17 protein-coding genes and 2 pseudogenes are annotated in these 26099 nt (G+C 63.9%); 5 read left to right on the forward strand and 14 right to left on the reverse strand.

All coding sequences use genetic code 11. The annotated features are described in order from the left end of the window. Positions 1-184 precede the first annotated feature (184 nt). Together argE and ACI2KG_RS26635 are read right to left on the reverse strand one after the other, a co-directional pair. Positions 185-1345, reverse strand: a complete 1161-nt coding sequence (gene argE / locus ACI2KG_RS26630) for an acetylornithine deacetylase (RefSeq protein ID WP_404663913.1) — start codon at positions 1343-1345, stop codon at positions 185-187. After that, on the reverse strand, positions 1338-2015 hold the full coding sequence (locus ACI2KG_RS26635; RefSeq protein WP_404663914.1) for a DUF1028 domain-containing protein: 678 nt from the start codon (positions 2013-2015) through the stop codon (positions 1338-1340). The genes argE and ACI2KG_RS26635 overlap by 8 nt, the downstream gene beginning before the upstream one ends. A gap of 339 nt (positions 2016-2354) precedes the next feature. Between ACI2KG_RS26635 and ACI2KG_RS26640 the strand changes: the two genes are divergently transcribed. Continuing rightward, entirely contained in the window at positions 2355-3674 is a 1320-nt protein-coding gene (locus ACI2KG_RS26640; RefSeq protein ID WP_404663915.1) for a flavin-containing monooxygenase, read from the forward strand. Further along, positions 3674-4090, forward strand: coding sequence for a RidA family protein (locus tag ACI2KG_RS26645; RefSeq protein WP_400616419.1), 417 nt, complete (start codon positions 3674-3676; stop codon positions 4088-4090). Before ACI2KG_RS26640 ends, ACI2KG_RS26645 begins: the two co-directional genes overlap by 1 nt. Positions 4091-4122: 32 nt before the next feature. Here ACI2KG_RS26645 and ACI2KG_RS26650 read toward each other — a convergent pair. Continuing rightward, a pseudogene (locus tag ACI2KG_RS26650) lies at positions 4123-4357 on the reverse strand (amidohydrolase family protein); the annotation flags it as partial. On the opposite strand from ACI2KG_RS26650, the pseudogene ACI2KG_RS26655 reads away from it, so the two are divergent. Continuing rightward, positions 4357-4677: pseudogene (locus tag ACI2KG_RS26655) on the forward strand (LysR substrate-binding domain-containing protein); the annotation flags it as partial. The pseudogenes ACI2KG_RS26650 and ACI2KG_RS26655 sit on opposite strands and share 1 nt — an antisense overlap. A 114-nt stretch (positions 4678-4791) precedes the next feature. On the opposite strand, the gene ACI2KG_RS26660 reads toward ACI2KG_RS26655, so the two are convergent. The 4 genes from ACI2KG_RS26660 to pgm form a co-directional block, all read right to left on the reverse strand. Next, a complete protein-coding gene (locus tag ACI2KG_RS26660; RefSeq protein ID WP_404663916.1) occupies positions 4792-7197 on the reverse strand; it encodes a TonB-dependent siderophore receptor in 2406 nt (801 codons plus the stop codon). A gap of 66 nt (positions 7198-7263) precedes the next feature. Beyond that, positions 7264-8208, reverse strand: coding sequence for a FecR domain-containing protein (locus ACI2KG_RS26665; protein WP_404663917.1), 945 nt, complete (start codon positions 8206-8208; stop codon positions 7264-7266). Further along, positions 8205-8717 carry a sigma-70 family RNA polymerase sigma factor gene (locus ACI2KG_RS26670; protein ID WP_404663918.1) on the reverse strand — a complete coding sequence of 171 codons (513 nt, stop codon included), beginning with the start codon at positions 8715-8717 and terminating at the stop codon, positions 8205-8207. Before ACI2KG_RS26670 ends, ACI2KG_RS26665 begins: the two co-directional genes overlap by 4 nt. A gap of 403 nt (positions 8718-9120) precedes the next feature. Continuing rightward, positions 9121-10758, reverse strand: coding sequence for a phosphoglucomutase (alpha-D-glucose-1,6-bisphosphate-dependent) (gene pgm, locus ACI2KG_RS26675; RefSeq protein ID WP_404663919.1), 1638 nt, complete (start codon positions 10756-10758; stop codon positions 9121-9123). Positions 10759-11058: 300 nt separating this feature from the next. Here pgm and ACI2KG_RS26680 point away from each other — a divergent pair, with 300 nt between their 5' ends. Both ACI2KG_RS26680 and ACI2KG_RS26685 read left to right on the forward strand, forming a co-directional pair. Beyond that, positions 11059-11706, forward strand: coding sequence for a DUF1345 domain-containing protein (locus tag ACI2KG_RS26680; RefSeq protein WP_404663920.1), 648 nt, complete (start codon positions 11059-11061; stop codon positions 11704-11706). A 274-nt stretch (positions 11707-11980) separates the two neighbouring features. Next, positions 11981-12241 carry a DUF1652 domain-containing protein gene (locus ACI2KG_RS26685; protein WP_404663921.1) on the forward strand — a complete coding sequence of 87 codons (261 nt, stop codon included), beginning with the start codon at positions 11981-11983 and terminating at the stop codon, positions 12239-12241. Here ACI2KG_RS26685 and ACI2KG_RS26690 read toward each other — a convergent pair. The 7 genes from ACI2KG_RS26690 to ACI2KG_RS26720 all read right to left on the reverse strand — a co-directional run bounded on the left by ACI2KG_RS26690 (position 12238) and on the right by ACI2KG_RS26720 (position 25974). Beyond that, positions 12238-14325 carry a putative bifunctional diguanylate cyclase/phosphodiesterase gene (locus ACI2KG_RS26690; protein ID WP_404663922.1) on the reverse strand — a complete coding sequence of 696 codons (2088 nt, stop codon included), beginning with the start codon at positions 14323-14325 and terminating at the stop codon, positions 12238-12240. The genes ACI2KG_RS26685 and ACI2KG_RS26690 overlap by 4 nt on opposite strands. A gap of 270 nt (positions 14326-14595) precedes the next feature. Further along, positions 14596-16086 (reverse strand): efflux transporter outer membrane subunit, encoded by a 1491-nt coding sequence (locus ACI2KG_RS26695; RefSeq protein WP_404663923.1) that lies wholly within the window; start codon positions 16084-16086, stop codon positions 14596-14598. Then, positions 16083-19190 (reverse strand): efflux RND transporter permease subunit, encoded by a 3108-nt coding sequence (locus ACI2KG_RS26700; RefSeq protein WP_404663924.1) that lies wholly within the window; start codon positions 19188-19190, stop codon positions 16083-16085. The genes ACI2KG_RS26695 and ACI2KG_RS26700 overlap by 4 nt, the downstream gene beginning before the upstream one ends. 109 nt (positions 19191-19299) lie before the next feature. Further along, positions 19300-22395, reverse strand: coding sequence for an MdtB/MuxB family multidrug efflux RND transporter permease subunit (locus ACI2KG_RS26705; RefSeq protein WP_404663925.1), 3096 nt, complete (start codon positions 22393-22395; stop codon positions 19300-19302). After that, positions 22392-23681 carry an MdtA/MuxA family multidrug efflux RND transporter periplasmic adaptor subunit gene (locus ACI2KG_RS26710; RefSeq protein ID WP_400622714.1) on the reverse strand — a complete coding sequence of 430 codons (1290 nt, stop codon included), beginning with the start codon at positions 23679-23681 and terminating at the stop codon, positions 22392-22394. The genes ACI2KG_RS26705 and ACI2KG_RS26710 overlap by 4 nt, the downstream gene beginning before the upstream one ends. Positions 23682-24027: 346 nt before the next feature. Further along, a complete protein-coding gene (gene tpx, locus ACI2KG_RS26715) occupies positions 24028-24528 on the reverse strand; it encodes a thiol peroxidase (protein ID WP_110744138.1) in 501 nt (166 codons plus the stop codon). 165 nt (positions 24529-24693) lie between these two features. After that, positions 24694-25974, reverse strand: coding sequence for a serine/threonine transporter (locus ACI2KG_RS26720; protein WP_404663926.1), 1281 nt, complete (start codon positions 25972-25974; stop codon positions 24694-24696). Positions 25975-26099: the final 125 nt, after the last annotated feature.

The raw sequence follows: 26099 nt of genomic DNA on the forward strand, positions 1-26099 counted from the left end.
ACGGAGATCGGTTCATCAGGCCAACCTGGTGAAAATCAGGGCCTGCCTGGCGGCAGGCCGTTACCGGCCCGCACACAAAAAATCTGACAGTTCCGGTAAACCCGCTCCCACAGTGACAACACAACTTTCAGATCCAGTGCAGTACCTGTGGGAGCGGGTTCACCCGCGAATAAAACCAACACCGTCAAACCTGCTTAAGGTAATCCACCAGCCTGAGCAGCATGGCATCACAGCCCTGCAACTGTTCGACGCTGACGAACTCGTCCGGCTTGTGCCCTTGGTCCATGCTGCCAGGCCCGCACACCACGGTCGGGATGCCCGCCTGGTCAAACAACCCGCCTTCGGTACCAAACGCCACCGTGCCGAACTCATCCGACCCACTAAGCAATGCCACCAACCGCGCTGCTTCGCTGTCCTCTGGTGTAGCCAGGCCGGGATAGGCGCTTAACGGTTCCAGGCGAATGCCACTGTGGGCATTTACCTTGCGCATGCGCGGCAGCAATTCAGCCTCGGCATAGGTCTGCAGCTGGTCAGCCACCGTCTGTGCCTCAAACCCCGGCAAGGCACGCACCTCGAAATCAAATTCGCACTCGGCCGGCACGATGTTCAGCGCCCTGCCCCCTTTGATCACCCCGGTCTGCACCGTTGAGAACGGCGGGTCGAAGCGCGGGTCGTGATGCTGCGGCAAGGCCAGCGCGTCGCCGATATCGCCCAGCTTGCCGATCAGCCTGGCGGCATACTCGATGGCATTCACCCCATACGGTGCATACGCCGAATGGCAAGCAGCCCCCTGCACCTGGCAGCGCATCGCCAGTTTGCCCTTGTGCCCGAGCACGGGCTTGAGCTCGGTGGGCTCGCCGATCAGGCACAGCCGCGGTTTGTGCGGGCGCTGTTCGAGCGCTGCGAGCATCGAGCGTACACCCAGGCAGCCGACTTCTTCGTCATAGGAAAATGCCAAGTGCACCGGCATGCGCAACGGCTGGGCGAGAAATGCGGGCACCGCTGCCAGCACCGACGCGATGAAACCTTTCATGTCGGCTGTGCCACGGCCATACAGGCGGCCATCGCGTTCGCTGAGGGCAAACGGTTGGACCGTCCAGGCCTGGCCGTCCACCGGCACCACATCGGTATGACCGGACAGCACCACGCCGCCAACATCCTTGGGGCCGATGGTGGCAAACAGGTTGGCCTTGGTGCCCTCAGGGTTATGGAACAGCTCGCACGCCACCCCCAACTCAGCCAGGTAATCACGGATGAAGCCGATCAGCGCCAGGTTGGAGTCGCGGCTGACCGTGGCAAAACCGATCAGCCGGGCCAGCAGCGCGCGGCTGGCAAGCTCACTCATCACCTGGCACCCCGTAGCTAGGCGCGGAGGTCGGGTTGAGGGCGCGGGTGACGTAGTCCTGCATTTGTGGGCGGTAGGCCTGCCACAGGCCATCGAGCACACCGATCGGGTCGTTGTCGGCCCAGTCGACGCGCAGGTCCACCAGTGGCCAGGTCAGCTCGCCCGCAATTTTCAGCGCCGCCGAGTGCACCGGCCCCGCTTCACCGCCAGCAGCCATTGCCGCGTGCATGGCCGCCAGCAGGCGGTCGGCCAGGTGCCCGCCGGCCTGTTCGAAGGCCAGCACCATCGCTTCGATCACCTGGGTCGAGGACAGCAGGTTGCCCGCTGCCGCGCATTGCTCGCCGGCTACGGCATTGTGCATGCCTAGCGCCTCGCGGCCAGTGAACAAGGCCACCTGGCCATTGCTGTCGATCACCGTCACCTGGCGGTACTCGCTCCAGCCATTGGCGCTCAGCACCCGGTCCAGCGCTGCGGCGGGCGGTAACTGGCCCTGCTCCATGGTATCGAGAATCTGCGGGCCCAGCGCCGGCAGGGTGATGTTCTGGGTAGAGACTGCGCCCACGCCGGCACGCACCCATGGGCAACGAGCGCCAACGGCAATGCTCGAAGAGCTGATGGCGATACCGACCTGGCCGGTTTCCTGGCAACGACCAATGATGGAGAACGTCATGTCTAGGTTCCTGTTGTGCTGTGCGATATACGGCATTCTGGGTGGAACCTTCGGGCTGGCGAAACGACCTTTTTCCTTGGGGGTAAGCAGGAAAAAACTAGGCTGGGGCAGACATCGAGCGCCGCCCGCGCGGCGCTTCGCGGCACAAGGCCGCTCCCACATCTGTTTCGGGCCAGTCCCTCCTGTGCAATGCCACAAAATCCGGGGCCTTCGCCGTTTTATCGGCAAGCCCCAGCTAAATACTATTTTCGTCATTTCCACAGCATCCCTAGTCTGGCCCCAGGCAACGGCGGTCCTCCAAACCGACCTGACAAAAACCGCCTGAACAAGGGCTCGGACATGACACTGAACAATCTCGAAATCGACACCCTCGTGGTCGGCGCCGGCCAGGCCGGCGTGGCCATGAGCGAACACCTGAGCAAGCTTGGCGTGCCGCACCTGGTGCTGGAGCGCAACCGCATTGCCGAGGCCTGGCGCACTGGCCGCTGGGACTCGCTGGTGGCCAACGGCCCGGTCTGGCATGACCGCTTCCCGGGGCTGGAATTCAACCTCGACGCCGACGCCTTCGCCGGCAAGGACCAGGTGGCGGACTACTTCGAGCAGTACGTACGCAAGTACAACCTGCCGGTGCGCACCGGTATCGAAGTGAAGAAAGTGGTGCGCAACAGCGACCGCCCTGGCTTTACCATCGAGACCAACGAAGGCGTGATCCGCGCCAACCGCGTAGTCGCCGCCACCGGCCCGTTCCAGAAGCCGGTCATCCCAGCGATTGCGCCGAAAGACGCCAGCCTGCACCAGATCCACTCCGCCGCCTACTTCAACCCCGAGCAACTGCCCGAGGGCGCAGTACTGGTGGTGGGTGCCGGATCCTCCGGCGTGCAGATCGCCGAAGAGCTGATGCGAGCAGGCCGTCAGGTGTACCTGTCGGTCGGCGCCCACGATCGCCCGCCACGCGCCTACCGCAACCGCGACTTCTGCTGGTGGCTGGGTGTGCTGGGTGAGTGGGACGCGGAAATCGCCAAGCCCGGCCGTGAACACGTGACCATCGCCGTGAGTGGCGCCCGTGGCGGCCACACCGTGGACTTCCGTGCCCTTGCCCACCAGGGCATGACCCTGGTCGGCCTGACCCAGTCGTTCGACAACGGCGTGGCGCGCTTCCAGGACAACCTGGTCGACAACATCCGGCGTGGCGACGACAACTACCTGGCCCTGCTGGACGCCGCCGACGCCTACATCGAGCGCAACGGCCTGGACCTGCCAGAAGAGCCCGATGCCCGCCAGCGCCTGGCCGACCCGGAGTGCATGGTCAACCCGCTGCAGCAACTGGACCTGGCCCAGGCCGGCGTCACCAGCATCATCTGGGCCACCGGTTACGGCGTGGACTTCAGCTGGTTGCAGGTCGATACCTTCGACGCCAATGGCAAGCCCCAGCACCAGCGTGGCGTGGCCCGCGAACCGGGTGTGTACTTCCTTGGCCTGCCATGGCTGTCGCGCCGCGGTTCGTCGTTCATCTGGGGCGTGTGGCACGACGCCAAGCACGTCGCCGGCCACATTGCCACGCAACGCACCTATACCGCCTACCGCGACCGCGACCAGCGCGCAGCGGATGAGCAGCAACCCGCCAAGAACAGCAACGTCAGCACCCTCGGAGCCCACTGATGCCTACCCATACTCGCATCCGCATGTTCAACACCAAGGCCACCTACCCCAACCAGACCCTGGACAACGACCTGTGCCAGGCGGTGCGGGCCGGCAACACCATCTACGTGCGTGGCCAGGTCGGTACCGACTTCGAAGGCAAGCTGGTGGGCCTGGGTGACCCGCAGGCGCAGACCGAACAAGCCATGAAGAACGTCAAGCAACTGCTTGAAGAAGCAGGCTCCGACCTGTCGCACATCGTCAAGACCACAACCTACATTACCGACCCGCGCTTCCGCGAGCCGGTGTACAAGGAAGTGGGCAAGTGGCTCAAGGGCGTGTTCCCGATTTCCACCGGGCTGGTGGTCGCAGGCTTGGCCCAGGCCGAATGGCTGATGGAGATCGACGTGATCGCCGTGGTTCCGGATCAGGAATGATCCGGCCCCTCGGGGCCGCTTTGCGGCCCCAATCAGTCGAATCCAAACAGCCGGCGCGGGGGTATCCCACATCACCGCACGGCGCTGCCGGGCATCGGGCATCGGCTGTTCGGCCAGTTTCAGCAGCGGGCCGTAGTCCACCCGCGAGCGCTGGCGAATGAACGGCCAGTCCGAGCCCCACACGCAGCCCTCGGCGCCGAAGGCTTCAAGCAGCGCGTGGACATAAGCACTGCTCTGCTCCAGCAAGGCATCCGCCGCGGCGAACTTCGGTGTTGTCGTTTACCAATGCCAATGAGGCGGTGGCGCTGGTCAGGCAAGGCATGGGCATCAGCATTATCGACGAATTCGTGGCGCAGGACAGCGGGCTGGCGGTGGTGCCGTTGGCCGATGAAATTCACTTCGACATCAGCTTTGTCCCTTCGCGCTTCGAGCCGCCGTCGCATGCGGCGCTGCATATGATGCGGGTGTTGCAGGGGCAGGCGCAGAAGCTGGGGCGGGCTGACTTTGCAGGCTTACGCGATCCCCTGGAGCGGCCTTGTGTCGCGATGGGGCGCGCAGCGGCCCCACACTTTCAGCTTCGCCGCTGAAACCGCCGGGGCCGCTTTGCGGCCCTTTCGCGACGCAAGGCCGCTCCTGCAGGGATCGCGCAAGCATTGGATTCACGTTTTCGCAGTGAATGAGCAAGGGCCTGCCTGCCGGGCTTAGAAACCGACTGTTGCCGACAGCAGGTAGGTGCGCGGCGTCGACAGGGTCAACCCCGGCTCGCTGTCATCCGATGCCCCCGCCGAGCTCCAGTAGCGATCATCCAGCACGTTCTCGACACTGGCACGCAAGGTCACTTCGGTAGCATCCACCTTGAACGCATACCGCGCCCCCACGTCATAGCGTTCCCAGCCATCGATCTGCTTGCTGTTGTTCTGGTCCAGGTATTGTGAGCTGGAGTGAATGGCGCGCGCCGTCAGGGTCAGGCCGTTAACCCCGGGCACGTCCCACTCGCCCCCCAGGTTGACGTTGTATTCAGGCGTGGCCGGCGCGCGGTTGCCGTCGTAGGCGCCGCCGACGGTGTCGGTCAGCTCACTGTCGATGTACATCACCCCGCCCAACACCCGCACGCCCTGGATGGGCTCACCGAATACGCTCAGCTCGATACCGCGGTTGTCACGCTTGCCGTTGGGGCCGAATACCCGCGACGTGGCGTTGGTCTCGTAGGCTGGCTGGCGAATGCGGAAGGCGCTGGCCGTAACAGCCACCTGGCCGAAGTCATATTTGGCCCCCACTTCCACCTGACGGCTGGTGAACGGCGGGAAGATCTGGTCTTCGTTGATCGAGGTCGACGGCGCGATCTTGCCCTGGCTCAGGCCTTCCATGTAGTTGGCGTACAACGACAGCTGGTCGGTGACCTTGAGCAATACACCACCTGAAGGCGAGACCTTTTCCTCGTCGTAGGCGGTATCGCCTTTGACGCCGTCGCTCCAGTCATCCACCTGCACCCGCTGCCAGCGCGCGCCCAGGGTCAGCAGCAGACGGTCGTCGAAGAAGCCCAGCGTATCGGCCAAGGCTACACCGGAGAAGCGGTTTTCCGTGTACACCTCGGGGTCGATGCGGGTGGGCGTGCCCGGCGTCGGCGAAACGACCGGATTGTAAAGGTTGCTGGGCGCCGAAGCATAGCGCGCACCGCCATTGGTGAAGTCCATGTAGAAGTAGCTGGCGGCGAGGTTCAGCTCGTGGCTGACCGGCCCGGTGTGAAACCAGTTGCGCAGGCCGGCCATGGCGGTACGCACCGACTCGTCGCGGGTGAAGTCGCGCGGCTGCACGGTGAAGTCGCCGGCATCGTTGATGATCGACACGTTATGGCGCAAAAAGTCGTGGTTGCTCTTGCGTGCGCCGACCGCGCCATAGGCCAGCAGCGACTCGCTGATATCGTACTCGGCATGCAGCGCACCGAAGGTGTCGTTGGTGCGCGCCTTGCTCCAGGCCTGGGCATAGTTGTGGCGCACGTCGCTGGCATCCGGCACCTTGGCATTGGCGCCGATCAGCACGCGCTCCTGTGGCGCATCGGTATCGCGCTCGGTGTGGCCCAGGTCCGCCGACAGGCGCAGGCGCTCGCCACGAAAATCCAGGCCCAGCACCGCCATTTCGCGGTCAACACTTTGATGGTCCCATTCGGTATCACCCGACTGTTTCACGCCATTGAAGCGCACACCAAACTGGTCGCCCTCACCAAAGCGGCGGCCAACGTCCACTGCGCCGCCGGCTTGGCTGCCGGAGGCAAAACTGCCGGTGAATTCGGTAATCGGCTTGTCGCCAGCCCGTTTCGGCTGCACATTGATACCGCCACCCACGCTGCCACGCGGCGAAATGCCATTGAGTAGCTGGCTGGGGCCTTTGATGATGTCGACCCGCTCGGCCATTTCCATGTCGATCGAATAGGTCGGCAGGATGCCGTACAGACCGTTGTAGGCCACGTCGCTGTTGAACAGGCTGAAGCCGCGAATGGTGAACTGCTCAAAGCGCCCACCGGCCGGGTTGGTGGCACGTACCGAAGGGTCACTGGCAATCAGCTCGCCCAGGGTGCGTGCTTGCTGGTTTTTGACCACATCACGCGTGTAGCTGGTGATGCTGAACGGGGTTTCCATGAAGTCACGCGAACCCAGCAGGCCTTGCGCGCCCTGCCGTGCCACCTGGCCACCGGCGTAGGGTGGCGCTTCATCACTGGCGGCGAGGCCGCCGACGATGCTGGTGGGGGCGATTTCCAGGGCGCCACCGGCCTGCGGCGCAGGCACCAGGGTGAAAGCGCCCTCACCCACCGGCAGCAGTTGCAGGCCGCTGCCGCGCAGCAGCTGGGCGAAACCTTCGTCGATGTTGTAAATGCCGGACAGGCCGTTGCTCTGCCGGCCTTGCACCAATGCCGGGTCCAGCGAAAGGCTGACACCGGCCTGATCGGCAAAATGGGTCAACGCGGCGCCCAGGCTGGCCGGTGCTACCTGAAAGGTGCGGCGCGCGGGCTCATCGGCCCAGGCCGGTGAACACAACAGCAGGCTCATGGCGAACAACGGGTGTGCGGCGCGCGCCAGTGGGCGCAGGCGGCAAGACTTTACTGCAGGCATTGAACAAGGCTCCCCTTTATTTTCTACTACCGGTAATGACCGGCGAGTGAAAAAAAGGGGACAGCCTCACACACGATTTTCTCGCACAGACAGGCTGACCCAGTAACGCGTGCGTGACTGCACTTGCAAAGGCAGGCTGGCAGCCAGCAACGCCAGCACCCGGTCGGTGTCGTCGAGGCGGAAGGTGCCCGTCACCCGCAGGCGCTCCAGCTCCGGCGCCCAACGCAACAGCCCGGGGCGATAGCGGCGCAGTTCGTGCAGCAGCTCACCCAAAGGGCGGTCGTCCAGCCGCAGCACACCTTCGCGCCAGCCCAGCGGCCATGCGTCCAGCGCGCTCGCAGGGCCGGCGCCGGTCACCTGCAAACGAGCCTGCTGCCCGGCCTGCAACCACATCGCCGGGCCCTTTGACGGCTGCAGCTTGGCTGCCCCATCGACCACCGACACCCGGCAGGCGTCATCGAACAGACGCAGACAGACCTCACCGTCATTGAGTGACACCTGGCCGAAAGGCAGCTGCACATTCAGGCTCAAGCCAGCAGGCACCTTGACCGCGACTTCGCCGCGCAGCAGGGTCAGGCGTCGGGCGCCAAGGTCGATATCAACCGCGCTGTCAGTGTTCAACTGCACGAAAGTGCCATCGCTCAGCAGCACCTGCCGGCGCTCGCCTACCGAGGTGCTCAGGTCGGCGGTCCAGGCTTGCAGCGGGAGTTCACGGCTGACCAGCCAGGCCGCCGGCAGCAGCGCCGCCACGCCCAGGGCCTGTTTGAGCAGCGCGCGGCGGCCGGCATCCGGGCGGTCGAGGGTGGCCATGGCCAACGCCCCGGGCAAGCCGGAAAAACGCGCACGCAAGCGTGATGCCTTTTGCCAGGCGTCCTCGTGCAGGCTGCTACTGGCCCGCCACTGTGCCAAACGCAGCAAGTCGCTTTCGCTGGCATCGCCAGCGTCCAGCAGCGCCAGCCAATGGGCAGCGGCACGCACCGCTTCGCGGGTTTCGGGGGAGTGCCTGGTCATGCCAGCTCGGCCAACAGGCAATGCTCGTAGGCTTGCGCCATATAGCGTTTGACCGAACGCTCGCAAACGCCCAGGCGCTTGCCGATTTCGGCATAACCCAGGCCCTCAAGCTGGCTCCAGAGAAAGGCCTTGCGCACGGGCGCCTTCAGGCCGTCGAGCAGTTCATCCAGTGCTTGCAAGGTTTCCAGCAGTATCCAGCGCTGCTCTGGCGAGGGCACGTGTTGCTCGGGCAGCTGTGCCAGGGCATCCAGGTAGGCTTGTTCCATTCTACGGCGCTGGTGGAAGTTGCTAAGCAGGCGCTTGCCCACGGTCAGCAGGTAGGCGCGCGGCTCACGAATGTCTGCCAGCGGCTGGGCACTGGCCAGTACGCGCAGGAAGGTATCCTGGCTGAGGTCGGCAGCATCCCAGGCATTGCCCATGCGCCGGCGCAGCCAGTTTTCCAGCCAACTGCGATGCTCCCGATACAGGGCAGGCAGGCTAGGATCGGTTGGCGGCGCGGCGTCGAACATGAGGAGGCCCTGCGGAGTAAATAGGATTAATTCTAATTTACATCGCATTGCAGCACCAAATGGAATGTGGTGTCGAGGGGCTTGGCTTGAATTTTGTAGTGCTGGTGAGATCGAGCGCCGCCTGCGCGGCGCTTCGCGGCGCAAGGCCGCCCCCACATCTATTTCTGGCCAATTACTCCTGTGCTTTTGGCGCGCGCACCCTGGGTGCATGGCTGTAGATTGATAAAGAACAGCAGCGTCCCCTTCGATATCGAAGGGAACAAACAAGGCGAACAGCGGCGGCCTTACAGGATGAACTGACCCGAAACAGATGTGGGAGCGGCCTTGCGCCGCGAAGCGCCGCGCGGGCGGCGCTCGATCTCACTCACAACACAAAGCCCAAGCCAGGCGCTTCAGGCCTTAATCAGGCAATTGCTGCGTCTACCAGCACCTGGGCTTCCTGGACCAGGCGCTGCAGGTGCGCCTCGTCGATGAAACTTTCGGCGTAGATCTTGTAGATGTCTTCGGTGCCCGACGGGCGTGCGGCGAACCAGCCATTGGCGGTCATCACTTTCAGCCCGCCGATTGCCTGGCCATTGCCCGGCGCGTGGCTGAGGATTTGCACGATCGGCTCACCGGCCAGTTCGGTCGACTTCACCTGCTCGGGCGCCAGCTTGCTCAGCAGGGCCTTTTGCCGTGCATCGGCCTTGGCCTCGACACGGGTGGCGAAGGGCTTGCCCAGTGCTTCGGTGAGGTCGGCGTAGGCCTGGCTCGGGTTGCGCCCGGTGCGGGCGGTCATTTCGGCGGCCAGCAAGGCCGGGATCAGCCCGTCCTTGTCGGTGGCCCAGACCGAGCCATCGCGGCGCAGGAACGAAGCACCGGCACTTTCTTCGCCTCCAAAGCCGAGCGAGCCGTCGAACAGGCCCTGGGCGAAGAACTTGAAGCCCACCGGCACTTCGTACAGCTCACGGCCCAGGCGCTGGGTGACGCGATCAATCAGGCCGCTGGACACCACGGTCTTGCCTACCGCGGCATCGCTGCGCCATTGCGGGCGGTGGCGGTACAGGTAGTCGATAGCCACGGCCAGGTAGTTGTTCGGCTGCAGCAGGCCGTCGGCGGTGACGATGCCGTGGCGGTCGTGGTCCGGGTCGCAGGCAAAGGCCACGTCGAAGCGCTCGCGCAGGCCGATCAGGCCCTGCATGGCGTACGGCGAGGATGGGTCCATGCGGATCTGGCCATCCCAGTCGACGGTCATGAAGCGGAAGGTCGGGTCGACTTCAGTGTTCACCACTTCCAGGTCAAGCTGATAATGCTTGGCAATTGCCGACCAGTAGCGCACCCCTGCCCCGCCCAACGGGTCGACGCCCAGGCGCAGCTTGGCATTGCGGATGACGTCGAAGTCGATGACGTTTTCCAGGTCGGCCACATAGTGGCTGACATAGTCGTGGCGCTGGGTAGTCGAGGCCAGCAGCGCCTGGGCGTGGTCCATGCGCTGGACACCCGCCAGGTTCGCCGCCAGCAGCTCGTTGGCCTTGGCCTCGACCCACTTGGTCACGTCGCTGTCGGCCGGGCCGCCATTGGGCGGGTTGTACTTGAAGCCACCGCTTTGCGGCGGGTTGTGCGACGGGGTGATGACGATGCCATCAGCCAGGCCCTGGGTGCGGCCACGGTTGTAGCAGAGAATGGCGTGGGACACGGCGGGTGTCGGCGTGTATTCGTCATCCTTGGACAGCATCACCTGCACGCCGTTGGCGGCCAGCACTTCCAGGGCGCTGGCGGTGGCCGGTGCCGACAATGCGTGGGTATCGGCGCCGATGAACAGCGGGCCGTCGATGCCTTTTTCCTGGCGGTACAGGCAGATGGCCTGGGTGATGGCCAGCACGTGGTACTCGTTGAAACTCAGTTCAAGCGAAGTGCCCCGGTGCCCCGAGGTGCCGAAGGCCACCCGCTGGGCCGCCACGGCAGCGTCGGGGCGGCCGGTGTAGTAGGCGGTGAGCAGCCGGGGAATGTCGACCAGCACACTGGCCGGAGCCGGCTTGCCTGCCAAAGGACTGAGCGTCATGCAAAAACCTCGAGTTCAACGGATGATGATGTTGGAGCGTGCAGTGTACTGAGAGTTGCAGGGGTGTGCGATGGGCGGCACAAAAGAAACCACAGACCACGCGAAACCCTTGTAGGAGCGGCCTTGTGTCGCGATCGGGGCGCGAAGCGGCCCCACTCTTTCAGCTTCGCAGCGAGCATTGCCGGGGCCGCGCTGCGGCCCTATCGCGACACAAGACCGCGCCTACAGGGACCGAGCATGCCGTTCATATGGAGAATGGCGAGCTAAAGTAGGAGCCATACCCCTGGACAGCGAGACCCCATGGCTTTCCACCGCCTGACACGCACCCACCCCCGCCTGAGCCTCGCCGCCGCCGTCGGCCTGCTGGGCGCCTGGCTCATCCCCGCTGGCGACAGCGTGCAGCACATCCTTGCCGGCTGGAACCTGGGCGTGTGGCTGTACCTGCTGCTGGTCTTGTACCTCAGCTACAGCGCCAGCCCGGAAAAGGTGCGCAAGGTCGCCCGGGTCGAAGACGAAAACGCCGGCCTGGTCCTGCTTACCGTGTGCATCGCCGCCATCGCCAGCCTTGCCGCTGTCACCTTGCAGCTGGTGTCCAGCCGCGGCCTGCAAGGCAGCGCGCTGGCCCTGCATTACCTCTACACCGGCCTCACCGTGGCCGGCTCATGGCTACTGATCGGCTGCATCTTCAGCCTGCACTACGCCCGGCTGTTCTACACCGGGCAAAACCATGAACCACCGCTGCGCTTCGCCGATGGCGAACGCAACCCCGATTACTGGGACTTCCACTACTTCTCCTACACCATCAGCGTAGCCGTGCAAACGTCCGACGTTGGCGTTGCCGGGCGGGGCCTGCGGCGGGTGGTGCTGGCGCACTCGCTGGTGGGCTTCGTGTTCAATACGGCGATTTTGGGGTTCACCATCAATATCGCTGCCGGGCTGCTGGGCTGAATGAGCCGTTCGTCTGAAAGCGCTGAGCTACGAACCGCTGAAAAACGGGGAAAATGACCGAGAAAACAGACGCCATCCTGCGAGGAAAACGTTTGCCATGCCCTTCCGCGAAAAAGCACGACGATGAAAAGGATGTGACCCTCGTCATGCATTAGTACATTTGTCGTATTTGCAACCGAGAATCGCGCGTGGCAGGTGCTATGTTTACCTTCCCGGCGGCCGCATCAATGCGGCCACCCGCTCACCACGTCCAGGTACGGACAAGGAGGCTGGCATGAACAAGATGACGTTCCCCAACGCCTGCCAGGTGATGCGCTGGCACTTCCATCCACTGGGCTTCGAGGCCAGCATGGATGCGCCACGCAGCATGGTCGCGCGGCTGTTCGACCGCGCCACCGGTGAAACCGTGCTGGCGATTGCCGGCATCCCCTGCGCGGCGATCATGGCCGCCGCCGATGTAGAACGCATCATTGAGGCCGTCGAGGCGGAGATGGACTGCTTTATCCCCGCCTTTACCTTACGCGACGCAGTCTAGCCCGCAGTGGTGTCTGCCTGGCCCATGGCCTGCAGCTTGCCCATGAACTGCTCGGCCGGCACCGGCTGGCCCAGCAGGTAGCCCTGCAGCGAATCACAGCCCAGACGCGTCAGGAAGTCTTGCTGCTTGTCGGTTTCCACCCCTTCGGCAACGATTCGCAGGCCCAGCGCCTGGCCCAGTGCGACGATGGCCGAAACAATCGCCGCATCGTCACTGTCCTGCTCCAGGTCGCGCACAAAGCCGCGGTCGATCTTCAGTTCGTTGGCCGGCAGGCGCTTGAGGTACATCAAGCTGGAGTAGCCGGTACCAAAGTCATCGATGGACAGGTCCACGCCCATGTCGGCCAGGCGCTGGAGCACGGCCAGGCTGGCGTCGGCGTCGTGCATGGCGGTGGTTTCGGTGATTTCCAGGGTCAGGCAGTTGGCCGGCAGGCCGTTCTGCTGCAGGGCTCGGGCCACGCTCTCGACCAGCCCGGCGTGGCAGAACTGGATAGCTGACAGGTTCACCGCCATGCGCCAGCCGTGATGGCCCTGGTCCAGCCACTGGCGCATTTGCCGGCAGGCTTCATCCAGCACCCACTCACCAATGGGAATGATCAGCCCGGTCTTTTCCGCCAGGCCAATGAAACGGTCGGGCAGCAACAGGCCTTGCTGCGGGTGCTCCCAGCGCAGCAACGCTTCCGCGCCGATCGGCTGGCAGGCCTGGGCGTCGAACTTGGGCTGGTAGTGCAGGCGGAACTGGCGTTGCTCCAGCGCTTGACGCAGGTCCTGCAGCAGTTGCAGTTGCTGGCGGGCGTTGCTGTTCATCGACACGTCGAAGAAGCTGTAGCCGTTCTTGCCGGCGCTCTTGGCGTGGTACATGGCGGCGTCGGCATTGCGCAGCAGCTCGTGCTGGTCCTGGCCATTGCCTGGGTAGACGACGATACCCAGGCTCGCCGACAGTTGCAGGTCGTGCTCAGCCACACGGAATGGCCGTGACACCAGGTTGACCTGCTTGACCGCCACATCCATGGCATCGTCCGGCTCTTGCAGTTCCACCAGCAGCACGAATTCGTCGCCACCGATGCGCGCCAAGGTGTCCTGGCTGTGCAGGTGGCCGCGCAGGCGGGCGGCCACGGCCTTGAGCAGCAGGTCGCCAATGTGATGGCCAAAGGCATCGTTGACCGGTTTGAAGCCGTCCAGGTCGATGAACATGAGGGCAAAGCAGCCGCCCTGCTCCGCCACCTTGGCGATGGCCTGCTCGATACGGTCGGCCAGCAGGGTACGGTTGGGCAGGTCCGTCAGGGTGTCGTGCAAGGCCAATTGGGTGAGTTCCTGGTTGGCCAGGGTCAGCGAACGGGCCAGCTCGGCGGTGCGTGCCTCCAGGCGGGCATCCAGCACTGAGGTCAGCAAGGCCACCGCCAATACCGCCAGGGTGGTGATCAGTACCAGGTAAATCAGGCCATCGCCTTGTAACCCACTGCCCAGCGCGCCACAGAAGCTGCCATCGGGGAAGTTTGCCGCGGCCATGCCGGTGTAATGCATGCCGACGATGGCAAACCCCATTACCACGGCTGCCAAACCGCGTATCTGCCGCACATAAGGGGTGTGCGCACGCAAGCGGAAGGCGATCCACAAGGCCGCCGCCGAGGCCCCTACCGCTATCAGCAACGAGGCGCCGAACAACGTTGGGTCATAGTCGATACCAGGCAGCATGCGCAGCGCAGCCATGCCGATGTAATGCATGCAGGCGATGCCGGCGCCCATGATCAGCGCGCCAAAGGCCAGCTGTAACGCCGGAAGGCTGGGCTGGCTGACCAGCCACAAGGCAAAGCCTGAGGACAGCACGGCAATCAGCAGTGAAAACGCGGTCAGGGCCAGGTCGTAGCCCAGGTCGATGGGCAGGCTGAAAGCGAGCATGCCAATAAAGTGCATCGACCACACCCCAATTCCCATGCCCAACGCACCACCGCCCATCCACAGGTAGGCAGCACGGCCTTTGGCCGTGGCGATGCGGCCAGTCAGGTCGAGGGCGGTATAGGACGCCAGGATCGCCACGCACAGCGAAATCAACACCAGCGAAGAGGAGTAGCTACCGGTCAGCATGGGAGGTTCCAGCATTGGGACGAAGGTCCCGGAAAAAGCTGACGATTGTACTCAAGCTTTGGCGAAACGCACGGGGTTTTTGCGAATGGGAATGGATCCAATAGTCAGACAGGTATCGGCCTTCACGCGGTCCCTGAGCGGCATTGCGTCGCGATCGGGCTGCGAAGCAGCCCCAAATTTTGGTTCTCAAGCGTAGACCGCTGGGGCCGCTTTGCGGCCCGATCGCGACGCAAGGCCGCTCCTACAGGGAGTTCGCCGTTGCAGGTGGAATTATTCCTGCTCGGCAAACGCCTGTTCAGCATCCCAGCCACCGCCCAGCGCGGCAACCAACTGCACACTGGCCACCAAGCGCCCTTGCAGCAGGTTCAGCACGCTGCGCTCATTGCTTAGCGCAGTGGTTTGCACGTTGACCACATCCAGGTAGCCAATCAAACCGGCACGGTACTGGTTCTCGGTCAGGCGCAGCGACTCGCGGGCGGCATCCAGGGCCTCCTGGCGCACCACCGCTTCATCGCCATATACCTTCAACTGCACCAGCAGGTTTTCCACTTCCTTGAAGCCGTCCAGCACGGTCTGCCGGTACTGCGCCACGGTCTGGTCATACACTGCCACCGTGCGGTCGACCTCGGCGCTGCGCTTGCCGGCGTCGAACAGGTTAAGCGCCAGTTGCGGGCCTACCGACCAGTAGCGGTTGGGCAGCTCGATCCAGTTGGTGAAACTGCTGCTGGAATAGCCACCGCTCATGCTCAGGCTTAGGTCGGGGAAGTACGCCGCCCGCGATACGCCGATATTGGCGTTGGCAGCCATGACGTTGCGTTCGGCCGAAGCGATGTCCGGGCGCCGTTCCAGCAACTGCGAAGGCAGCGACACCGGAATTTGCGGCAGCGCCGGAATGTCCTTGCTGTCGGCCAGGGCAAAGTCGGCCGGGGTCTTGCCCAGCAGTACGGCGATGGCGTTCTCGAACTGAGCGCGCTGCCAGATCAGGTCGATCAGGTCGGCCTGGGTGCTTTTCAGCTGGGTACGGGCCTGGGCCACCGCATCCGGGCCGGCGACACCGGCGCGGTACTGGTTTTCGTTCATCCGCAGCGAGCGTTCATAAGCCGCCACGGTGGCCTCCAGCAAGCGCTTCTGCTCGTCGATCACCCGCAGTTGCAGGTAGTTTTGCACCAGCTCCGACTGCTGGCTCAAACGGATAGAGGCAAGGTCGGCGAAGCTGGCTTCGGCGCTGGCCTCGTTGGCATTCAGGGTTTCCCGCAGCTTGCCCCACAGGTCGATTTCCCAGCTCACGCCCAACTGCGCGTTGTAGGTGTTGCGGATACCACTGCTGTTGTTCGACAGGCTGGAGCTGGAACTGCCAGTACCTTGCGCCGAGCGGTTTTTGCTGGCGGTGAGGTCGAGGCTGGGGAACAGCGCCGCACGGCTGCTGCGCACCAGCGCCTGGGCCTGACGGTACTGGGCCTCCGATTGCGCCACGGTCTGGTTGCTGCGGTTCAGCGCTTCGACCAGCGCATTAAGCCCGCTATCGCCGTAGATTTCCCACCAGGCGCCGCGGGCGATGGCGTCAGACGGCGTGGCCTGGGTCCAACCCTCGGCATGCTTGAACTGCGCCGCCTTGCTGGCCAGCTCGGGGCGATGATAGTCCGGGCTCAGGGTACAGGCACTGAGCAGCGCCACGCACAACCCGGCGCCAAGCAGGCGCGAGCCACGGCAACGGGTCAGCGCTTGCAGGGCACGATGAAGTGGGGTCTGGGCAAAAGTCATAGCGGGGTTTCCAGGGCGGCGTCGGTGCGCACGCCGCGCCAACGGTTGAAACGGTGGCGCAGGCGGTCGAGGTACAGGTAGACCACCGGCGTCGTATAAAGGGTAAGGACTTGGCTGAACACCAGGCCACCGATGATGGTCAGGCCCAGCGGCTGGCGCATTTCCGCGCCTTCGGCATGGCTCAGCAGCAGCGGCAAGGCACCAAGGATGGCCGCCAGGGTGGTCATCAGGATCGGCCGCAGGCGCAGCAGGCAGGCGCGGCGAATCGACTCTTCCGGCGACAGGCCCTGGTGGCGCTCCAGCTGCAGGGCCAGGTCGATCATCAGGATGGCGTTCTTCTTCACCACGCCAATCAACAGGAACAGCCCCAGCAGCGAAATCAGGCTGAACTCGCCACCGGTAACGTACAGCGCCAGCAAGGCACCGACGCCGGCCGAGGGCAGTGTCGAGAGAATGGTCAGCGGGTGAATGTAGCTTTCGTACAGGATGCCCAACACCAGGTACACCAGCAGCAGCGCACCGAGAATCATGAACGGCTGGCCCTGCTGGGTCTTGGCGAAGGCATCGGCAGTGCCGCCCAGTTTGGCGATCACTTCCTCGGGCAGGCCAAGCGTGGCCACTGCCCGCTCCACCGCCGCCAGGGCCTGGTCGGGGCTGTAGCCTTCGGCAACGTCGAAGGCGATGTCTTCGGCGGCGAACTGGCCTTCATGGCTGACCCGGTCGTTGGCCAGGCTGTTCTCGTAGTGGGCGATAGTCGACAACGGCACGCGCGCGCCGTCGGCGGTAATCACCTGCACCTGCTCCAGGGTGCTCGGGTCCCAGGCGTATTTCGGGTTGATCTCCAGCACCACCTGGTATTGGTTGAGGCTGTCGTAGATGGTGGAGATCTGCCGCTGGCTGTAGGCGTTGTTCAGCACCGTGGTGACCATGTCCATGTCGATGCCCAGGCGCTTGGCCTGGTCGCGGTCAACCACCAGCGTTACCTGCTGGGTGCCGGCACCGTCGCGGGCGTCGATGGCGGTCAGTTGTGGCAAGGCACGCAGGGCCGCAACTACCTTCGGGAACCACTCGCGCAACGCGGTCAGGTCGCCGCTTTGCAGGGTGTACAGGTACTGCGACGAGGTCTGGTCGCGCCCGCCGCCACCCAGTTGCAGGTCCTGGTCGGCCATCAGGAACAGCCGCCCGCCCGGCACCTTGGGCATTTCCTTGCGCAGGCGCTCGATCACTTTCTGCGCGTCCAGCTTGCGCTCGCTGATCGGTTTCAGGCGCACCAGCACCATGGCGTTGTTGGTGCCGCTGTTGCCGCCAATGAAGCCGGCAACGCTCTGCACGGCCGGGTCGGCGAGCAAGGCGCGGCGGTAGATTTCCATTTTCGGCTGCATCACGCTGAACGACAGGCCGTCATCACCACGGATAAAGCCCATCAGCTGGCCGGTGTCCTGCTGCGGCATCAGCGTCTTGGGTACCACCACGTACAGGGCAATGTTGATGCCGATGGTGGCCAGCAGGCTGAGCAGGGTCAGGCGCTTGTGGCGCAAGGCCCAGCCCAGGCTGCGGTCATAGGCGTCGACCATGCGCTGGTGCAGCTTGTCGCTCCAGCGCTGCAGGCGGGTCTGCTCGGCCTGGTGTGGCTTGAGCCAGCGGGCGCAGAGCATCGGCGTCAGGGTCAGCGACACCACCAGCGAGACGATGATCGCCGCCGCCAGGGTGATGGAAAATTCCTGGAACAGGTTGCGCACGATGCCACCCATGAACAGGATGGAAACGAACACCGCCACCAGCGACACGTTCATCGACAGCAAGGTAAAGCCCACTTCCTTGGCACCGAGGAAGGCCGCCTTCATCGGCGGCTGGCCGTCCTCGATGTGCCGGGAGATGTTCTCCAGCACCACGATGGCGTCATCCACCACCAGGCCGGTGGCGAGGATCAGCGCCATCAGCGACAGATTGTTGAGCGAGAAGCCACACAGGTACATGACCGCGAAGGTCCCCACCAGCGACACCGGCACCGCCAGGCTAGGGATCAGTGAGGCGCGCAGGCTGCCGAGGAACAGGTAGACCACCAGGATTACCAGCACCACCGCGATCAACAGGGTGTGCTCGGCCTCCTTCAAGCTGGCCTTGATCACGGGCGAGCGGTCCATGGCCACGTTCAGTTGCACGCTGGCGGGCAGCAGCGACTGCAAGGCCGGCAGTTGCGCCTTGATCTGGTCCACCGTCTCGATGATGTTGGCGCCGGTCTGGCGGTTGACCACCAGCAGCACGGCAGCCTGGTCGTTGAAGAAGCCACTGTTGTAGCGGTTCTCGACCCCGTCGGTGATGATGGCCACGTCGGACAGGCGCAGGATAGTGCCGTTCTGCTGGCGAATCACCACTGGCTCGTAGTCTTTTGCCGTTTCCAGCTGGTCATTGGCGCGCACTTGCCAGTTGCGCTCGGCATCCTCGACAAAGCCCATGGGCCGGCGCTGGTTGGCGTTGGACACGGCAGTGCGCACTTCATCCAGCGACAGGCCGTACTGGTTGAGCAGTTGCGGCTCGACGGCTATTCGTACTGCCGGCAACGAACTGCCGCCGATCTGCACCTCCCCTACCCCGGACACCTGGGCCAGGCTCTGAGACAGGATGGTATCGGCCAGGTCGTACAGCTGGCCTTTCTGCAGCACGTCCGAGGTCAGCGACAGCACCATGATCGGCGCCTGCGACGGGTTGATCTTCTTGTAGGTGGGCATGCTGCGCATGCCGCTGGGCAGCAGGTTGCGGGTGGCGTTGATTGCCGCCTGCACCTCGCGCGCCGCGCCGTCGATGTCACGGCCCATCTCGAAACCGATGATCACCCGGGTCGAGCCCTGGTTGGAGCTGCTGGTCAGCGTAGTGACGCCGGCGATGCTGCCCAGCTTGCGCTCCAGTGGCGTGGCCACGGTAGAGGCCATGACCTCGGGGCTGGCGCCAGACAGGTTGGCCGACACCACGATCACCGGGAAGTCCATTTCCGGCAGCGGCGCAACTGGCAGCAGCTTGAAGCTGACACCGCCCAGCAGCATGATCGCCAGGCTCAACAGCATCGTCGCTACCGGGCGACGAATGAAGGGTCCCGACAGGTTCATTTGTAGCTCCAAGCGGTAAGCTGCAAGCTACAAGTGGGAATGTGAACGTGCACGAACTCAGGGTACACACCCATCAGCTTGCAGCTTGCAGCTTGACGCTTGAGGCCACTCATGCAAGCTCCTCCGACAAGCCCTGTTTACCAAAACGACGTGCCAGGCGGTCGAAGTACAGGTAGATGACCGGGGTGGTGAACAGGGTCAGTACCTGGCTGACCAGCAGCCCACCGACCATCACCAGGCCCAGCGGCTGGCGCAGCTCGGCACCGGAGCCGGTGGCGAGCATCAGCGGCACTGCGCCAAACAGCGCGGCCAGGGTGGTCATCAGGATCGGCCGGAAGCGCAGCAGCGCCGCCTGGTAGATGGCATCACGCGGGCTCATGCCCTGGTGCCGCTCGGCCTCAAGGGCGAAGTCGATCATCATGATCGCGTTCTTCTTGACGATACCGATCAGCAAAATGATACCGATGATGGCGATCATGCCCAGGTCGTTACCGCTGATGAGCAAGGCCAACAAGGCGCCAACCGCTGCCGATGGCAAAGTCGAGAGAATGGTTACCGGGTGGATGTAGCTTTCGTACAGCACGCCCAGCACGATGTACATGGTCACCACCGCGGCCAGGATCAGCAGCAAGGTGCTCGACAACGAGGCCTGGAAGGCCTCTGCCGCACCCTGGAAGCGGGTCTGCACGCCCAGCGGCATGCCGATGTCCTTTTGTACCTGCTCGATCACTTGCACCGCCTCGCCCAGCGACGCGCCGTGGGCCAGGTTGAAGGACATGGTCACTGCCGGGAACTGGCCAATGTGGGAAATGGCCAGTTGCGCCTGGCGCTGCTCGATACGCGCCAGGGCCGACAGGCGCACCTGGCCGCCATCGGTGGCCTTGACGTGGATCGACTCCAGCGCTTGCGGGCCGATGACCGCTGCATCCTTGGCCTGCAGCACCACGCGGTACTGGCTGGCCTGGGTGTAAATGGTCGAGATCTGCCGCTGGCCAAAGGCGTCGTACAGGGCGTTGGTGATCTGCGCCACGGTAATGCCCAGGCGGCTGGCCATGTCACGGTCGACCACCAGGTACACCTGCAGGCCCTTGTCCTGCAGGTCGCTGGCCACGTCGGCCAGTTCCGGGCGCTGTTGTAGCGCCTGCACCAGCTTGCCGCTCCATTGCGCCAGCAGGTCGGCATCCGGCGACGACAGGCTGAACTGGTACTGGGTACGGCTGACGCGGTCTTCGATGCTAAGGTCCTGCACCGGTTGCATGAACAGGCGGATACCGACCAGCTTGTCGACCTGTGGCTGCAGGCGGCTGATGACTTCGCCGGCAGTGACATCGCGCTCGCCATGGGGCTTGAGGTTGATCAGCAGGCGGCCGCTGTTGAGCGTGGCGTTATCGCCATCCACACCGATGTAGGACGACAGGCTCTGTACCGCCGGGTCCTGCAGGATCACCTTGCTCAGCGCCTGCTGGCGCTCGCTCATGGCGGCGAACGAGGTGGACTGCGGGGCTTCGGAGATGCCCTGGATAACCCCGGTGTCCTGCACCGGGAAGAAGCCCTTGGGCACCACCATGTACAGGAATACCGTGAGCGCCAGGCTCGCCACTGCCACCATCAGGGTCAGTGGCTGGTGCTTGAGTACCCATTGCAGGGCGCTGCCGTAGTGCTTGATCAGCCAGTCGATCCAGGCGCCACTGGCGCGGTAGAAGCGGCCTTGTTCTTCTTCCTTGGGTTCACGCTTGAGCAGGCGCGCGCACATCATCGGCGTCAGGGTCAGCGACACCACCAGGGAAATCAGGATAGCCACCGCCAGGGTGATGGCGAATTCGCGGAACAGGCGGCCGACCACGTCGGCCATGAACAGCAGCGGGATCAGTACTGCAATCAGCGAGAAGGTCAGCGAAATCAGGGTGAAGCCGATCTGCCGGGCGCCCTTGAGCGCGGCCTGCATGGGCGTCTCGCCCTCTTCGATGTGGCGGGAAATGTTCTCCAGCATGACGATGGCGTCGTCGACCACAAAGCCGGTGGCGATGGTCAGGGCCATCAGCGTCAGGTTGTTGACCGAGAAACCGGCCAGGTACATCACCCCAAAGGTGCCGATCAGCGACAGCGGTACGGCAATCGACGGAATGAGGGTGGCGCTGAAGCGGCGCAGGAAGACGAACGTGACCATGACCACCAGGACGATGGCGATCAACAGTTCATGCTGCACGTCCTTCACTGCGGCGCGAATGGTCTGGGTGCGGTCGGTGAGTACCAAGACGTCAAGGCCGGCTGGCAGGTTGTCGGTGATCGACGGCAGCAGGTCCTTGATGCGGTCGACCACTTCGATCACATTGGCGCCGGGTTGGCGCTGGATGTTCAGCAGTACGGCGTGGTTTTCGTTGGCCCAGGCGGCCAGGCGCTCGTTCTCCGCGCCGTCGACGATTTCTGCCACGTCCTTCAGGCGCAGCGGTGCACCGTTGTTGTAGGCCAGGATCAGGTTGGCGTATTCCTCGGGGGAACGCAGCTGGTCGTTGGCATCGAGCATCGACACGCGGGTGGGGCCGTCGAAGTTGCCCTTGGGCTGGTTGACGTTGGAGGCGCCGATCAAGGTGCGCACGTCATCCAGGTTCAGGCCGTTGGCCGCCAGGGCATCGACGTTGACCTTGATCCGCACTGCCTGGCGCTGGCCACCGGCAATGCTGACCATGCCCACGCCACTGATCTGTGCGAGCTTCTGCGCCACGCGGGTGTCGACCAGATCGTTGAGTTTGGGCAGCGGCATGGTCTTGCTGGAGATGGCCAGGGTCAGCACCGGGGTATCGGCCGGGTTGACCTTGTTGTACACCGGTGGCGCCGGCAGGTCGCTGGGCAACAGGTTGCTGGCGGCGTTGATCGCGGCCTGCACCTGTTGCTCGGCCACGTCCATGTTCATGTCGAGGTTGAAGCGCAGGGTCAGCACCGACGCACCGCCGGAGCTGGTCGAGGCCATTTGCTCCAAGCCGGGCATCTGGCCGAACTGGCGTTCCAGCGGCGCGGTGACGGCGCTGGTCATTACCTGCGGGCTGGCGCCAGGGTACAAGGTCATGACGCGGATGGTCGGGTAATCCACCTGTGGCAAGGCGGACACCGGCAGCAGCTTGTAGGCGATCAGGCCGGCCAGGACGATGGCCAGCATGCTCAGCGTGGTGGCGACCGGCCGCAGGATGAACAGGCGCGAGAGGTTCATGCGCCCGCCTTGCCTGCTGCTTCACCGGTTTGCGCAGAGCCCTTGGCATCCTGGCCTTGCAGGTGCTGGCCGGGGGTGGTCGGCACTTGCGAGCTGTCTTCGACCACTTCCACCTTGGTACCTTCACGCAGGCGGTCGGTGCCTTCAAGCACCAGGCGGTCGCCGGCCTTCAGGCCGTCGAGTATGACACTGTTCTCGCCATCGCTGGCGCCGACCTTGAGCTTGCGCACGTTGACCGTGTTCTCGGCGTTGACCACGTAGGCGAAGGTGCCGTCGTTGCCGAACTGGATGGCCGCTGCCGGGGCCATGACCACTTGTTTGAGGGTATCGGCCAGCAAGCGCACATTGACGAACTGGTTGGGGAACAGCGCCTGGTCCTTGTTCTCGAAGCGGCCCTTGAACTTCAGGGTGCCGGTGGTTGTGTCGATCTGGTTGTCGATGCTACCCAACACACCGCTGGACTGCAGCTTGCTGTCGCTGCGGTCCCACGCCTCGACCGGCAGGCTGGCACCACTGCGGTAGCGTTCCAGCACGGTGCTCAGTTCGGTTTCCGGCAAGGTAAAGGCGACGCTGATCGGCTCGGTCTGGGTAATCACTACCAGGGCGGTAGTGTCGTTGGCAGCCACCAGGTTACCCAGGTCTAGTTGGCGCAGGCCCACGCGGCCATTGATCGGCGCGCGTATTTTGGTGAAGTCCAGATTGAGACGGGCGTCGTTGACCTGTGCCTGGTTAGTCTTGACCAGGCCCTGGAACTGCGCCACCTGCGCTTCAGCGGTGTCGAGGGTTTGCTTGGCGATGCTGTCTTCCGCGAACAGGCCTTTGTAACGGGCCAGGTCGACCTGGGCGTTTTTCAGTTGTGCCTGGTTCTGCGCCAGCGTGCCTTCTGCTTGCTGCAAGGCAATCTGGTAGGTACGTGGGTCGATTTCAGCGAGCAGGTCGCCAGCCTTGACCTGCTGGCCTTCCTTGAAGTGAATTTTCACCAGCTCGCCAGCCACGCGGCTGCGCACGTTGACCGTGTTGGTCGCCGTGACCGTGCCCAGGGCTTTGTAATACAGCGGGAAGTCGCCAACCTTTACCGGTTCGACGCGTACCGGCACCGGGTCGGTGGAGCCGCCGAAGCCCGGGCGGCCGCCCATGCCCATGCCTTTACCGCCGCGCCCGCCACTGGCTTCTTTATGCACAGGCGTCGCTGCAGGCCACAGCCACCAGGCGAGGGCCGCCACCAGCAGCAGGATCAGCAGGCCGACGAGCCAGCGACGGGGGGAACGGGAATTGGACGCTTGCATGGGTTGAACGAACCTTGTTCGAAATGACGACTTGGGAGGGTGAACGATAAGCACTGGCATCGTTTTAGCAAAGAGGCTTTACCAGAGGTTTACCTTTGCCTGACGTTGCCAAGACACGGAATTTTAAATGAAAACGGCCCGGAACGTGTTCCGGGCCGTTACAGGGTGTTGCTTGGAGCGGCGGAGGACTAAAAGGTTTCCGTTGCCTGTGCTGGCCCTATCGCCGGCAAGCCAGCTCCCACAAGTACATCACAGGTCTAGAGAATAGCGCTGTACCTGTGGGAGCTGGCTTGCCGGCGATAGGGCCGGCACAGGCTAAAGACGCCCGCCCTGCTCCACGCAACCCTTACTTCAGTACAGCCAGCGCCGCATCGTAGTTCGGCTCGTCAGCAATTTCGCCAACCAGTTCGCTGTGCAGCACCTTGTCATTCTCGTCCAGCACCACCACGGCGCGGGCGGCCAAGCCGGCCAGCGGGCCGTCGGCGATGGCTACGCCGTAGTTTTCGAGGAACTCGCGGCCACGCAGGGTCGACAGGTTCTTCACGTTTTCCAGGCCTTCAGCACCGCAGAAGCGGGCTTGGGCAAACGGCAGGTCAGCCGAGATGCACAGCACCACGGTGTTGGCGACATCGTTGGCCTGGGCGTTGAACTTGCGTACCGAAGTGGCGCAGGTCGGAGTGTCGACGCTTGGGAAGATGTTCAGCACCTTGCGCTTGCCGGCGTAGTCTTTCAGCGACTTGTCAGCCAGGCCTTCACCTACCAGGGAGAAAGCCGGAGCCTGGGCGCCGGCCTGTGGCAGGTTGCCGTTAACCTGGACCGGGTTGCCTTTGAGAGTCACTTGAGCCATGACGAAATCCTTATGCGAGGTTTGAAAAGGACACCGAGTTAAGCATGAAGGCGGCCGGGTGCCTATGGGGGAATTGAAATTGTTGCATTACCTGACAGTTTCTGTGGACAAAAAAATGCCCGAGTGGCTACAAGCAACCCGGGCACTCTTATAGAGAGCGGCGAATCAGCCTAGCAGGCCGTACACCACGGAGGTCAGCGCAACCAGGCCGACCACCACCACGAACACGTTGGACGCTGCACCGCTGTACTTGCGCATCGACGGTACACGGCGAATGGCGTACATCGGCATCAGGAACAGCAGCACCGCCAGAATCGGGCCGCCCAGCGACTCGATCATGCCGAGGATGCTCGGGTTCAGGGTGGCGACGATCCAGCACACCACCAGCATCAGCGCGGCAACCACGCGGTCCAGGGCCTTGGCACCCGGGCGCGCGCCGGTCTTGGCGATAATGCCCTTGAGGCCTTCGCTGGCACCAATGTAGTGGCCGAGGAACGACTTGGCGATGGCCACGAAGGCGATCAGCGGCGCGGCGAACGCGATGGTCGGGTTGCTGAAGTGGTTGGCCAGGTACGACAGGATCGACAGGTTCTGCGCCTTGGCTTCCGCCAGCTGGGCGCTGCTCAGGGTGAGCACGCAGCTGAACACGAAGAACAGCACCATCACCACCATCAGCAAGTGGGCACGGCGCAGGATCTGGCCGCTGCGCTCGTCGGCGTGCTCGCCGTAACGGCGCTTCTGGTCAACGGCAAAGGCCGAGATGATCGGCGAGTGGTTGAAGGAGAACACCATCACTGGAATGGCCAGCCATAGGGTGTGCAGGAAGGCCGAAGCCGGCGGCACCTGGGTGGCGCTGTCGAGGATGCCGCCGGTCCAGTGCGGCACCAGGTACAGGCCCAGCAGCGCCAGGGCGACGATGAACGGGTACACCAGCAGGCTCATGACCTTGACTGTGGCCTGCTCGCCGCAGCGCACGATGGCCAGCAGGCCGAGGATCAGCACGAACGACAGGATGATGCGTGGCGGCGGCTGCAGGTGCAGCTGGTGCTCGATGAAGCTGGACACCGTGTTGGTCAGCGCCACGCTGTAGATCAGCAGGATCGGGAAGATGGCGAAGAAGTACAGCACGGTGATCGCGGCACCGGCGTTGCTGCCGAAGTGCTCCTTGACCACCTCGGTGATGTCGCCGCCATTGCGCCCGGACAGGACGAAACGGGTCAGCCCGCGGTGGGCGAAATAGGTCATCGGGAAGGCCAGCGCGGCCAGGATCAGCAGCGGCCAGAAGCCGCCAAGGCCGGCGTTGATCGGCAGGAACAGCGTGCCGGCGCCGATGGCTGTGCCGAACAGGCCCAGCATCCAGGTGGTGTCGTGACGCGCCCAGCTGCCGAGGGTGGCGGGGGTCGATTCTGCAAAGCGTTGCTCAACGCTTGGGGCCTGCTCATTCATTCCGGGTGAAGCTCCACTCGCAAGACTGCAACAGGCTGAGAATGGCGAAATAGTGCGATCGCCCAACTCAACCGGAAAAGAGGGGCCGGATTGTGCACGGAAAGGTTGCACTTGCGAAGCCCTTT

The sequence above is a fragment of the Pseudomonas sp. NPDC089407 genome (assembly GCF_044900445.1).
In the GTDB taxonomy this organism is placed as follows: domain Bacteria; phylum Pseudomonadota; class Gammaproteobacteria; order Pseudomonadales; family Pseudomonadaceae; genus Aquipseudomonas.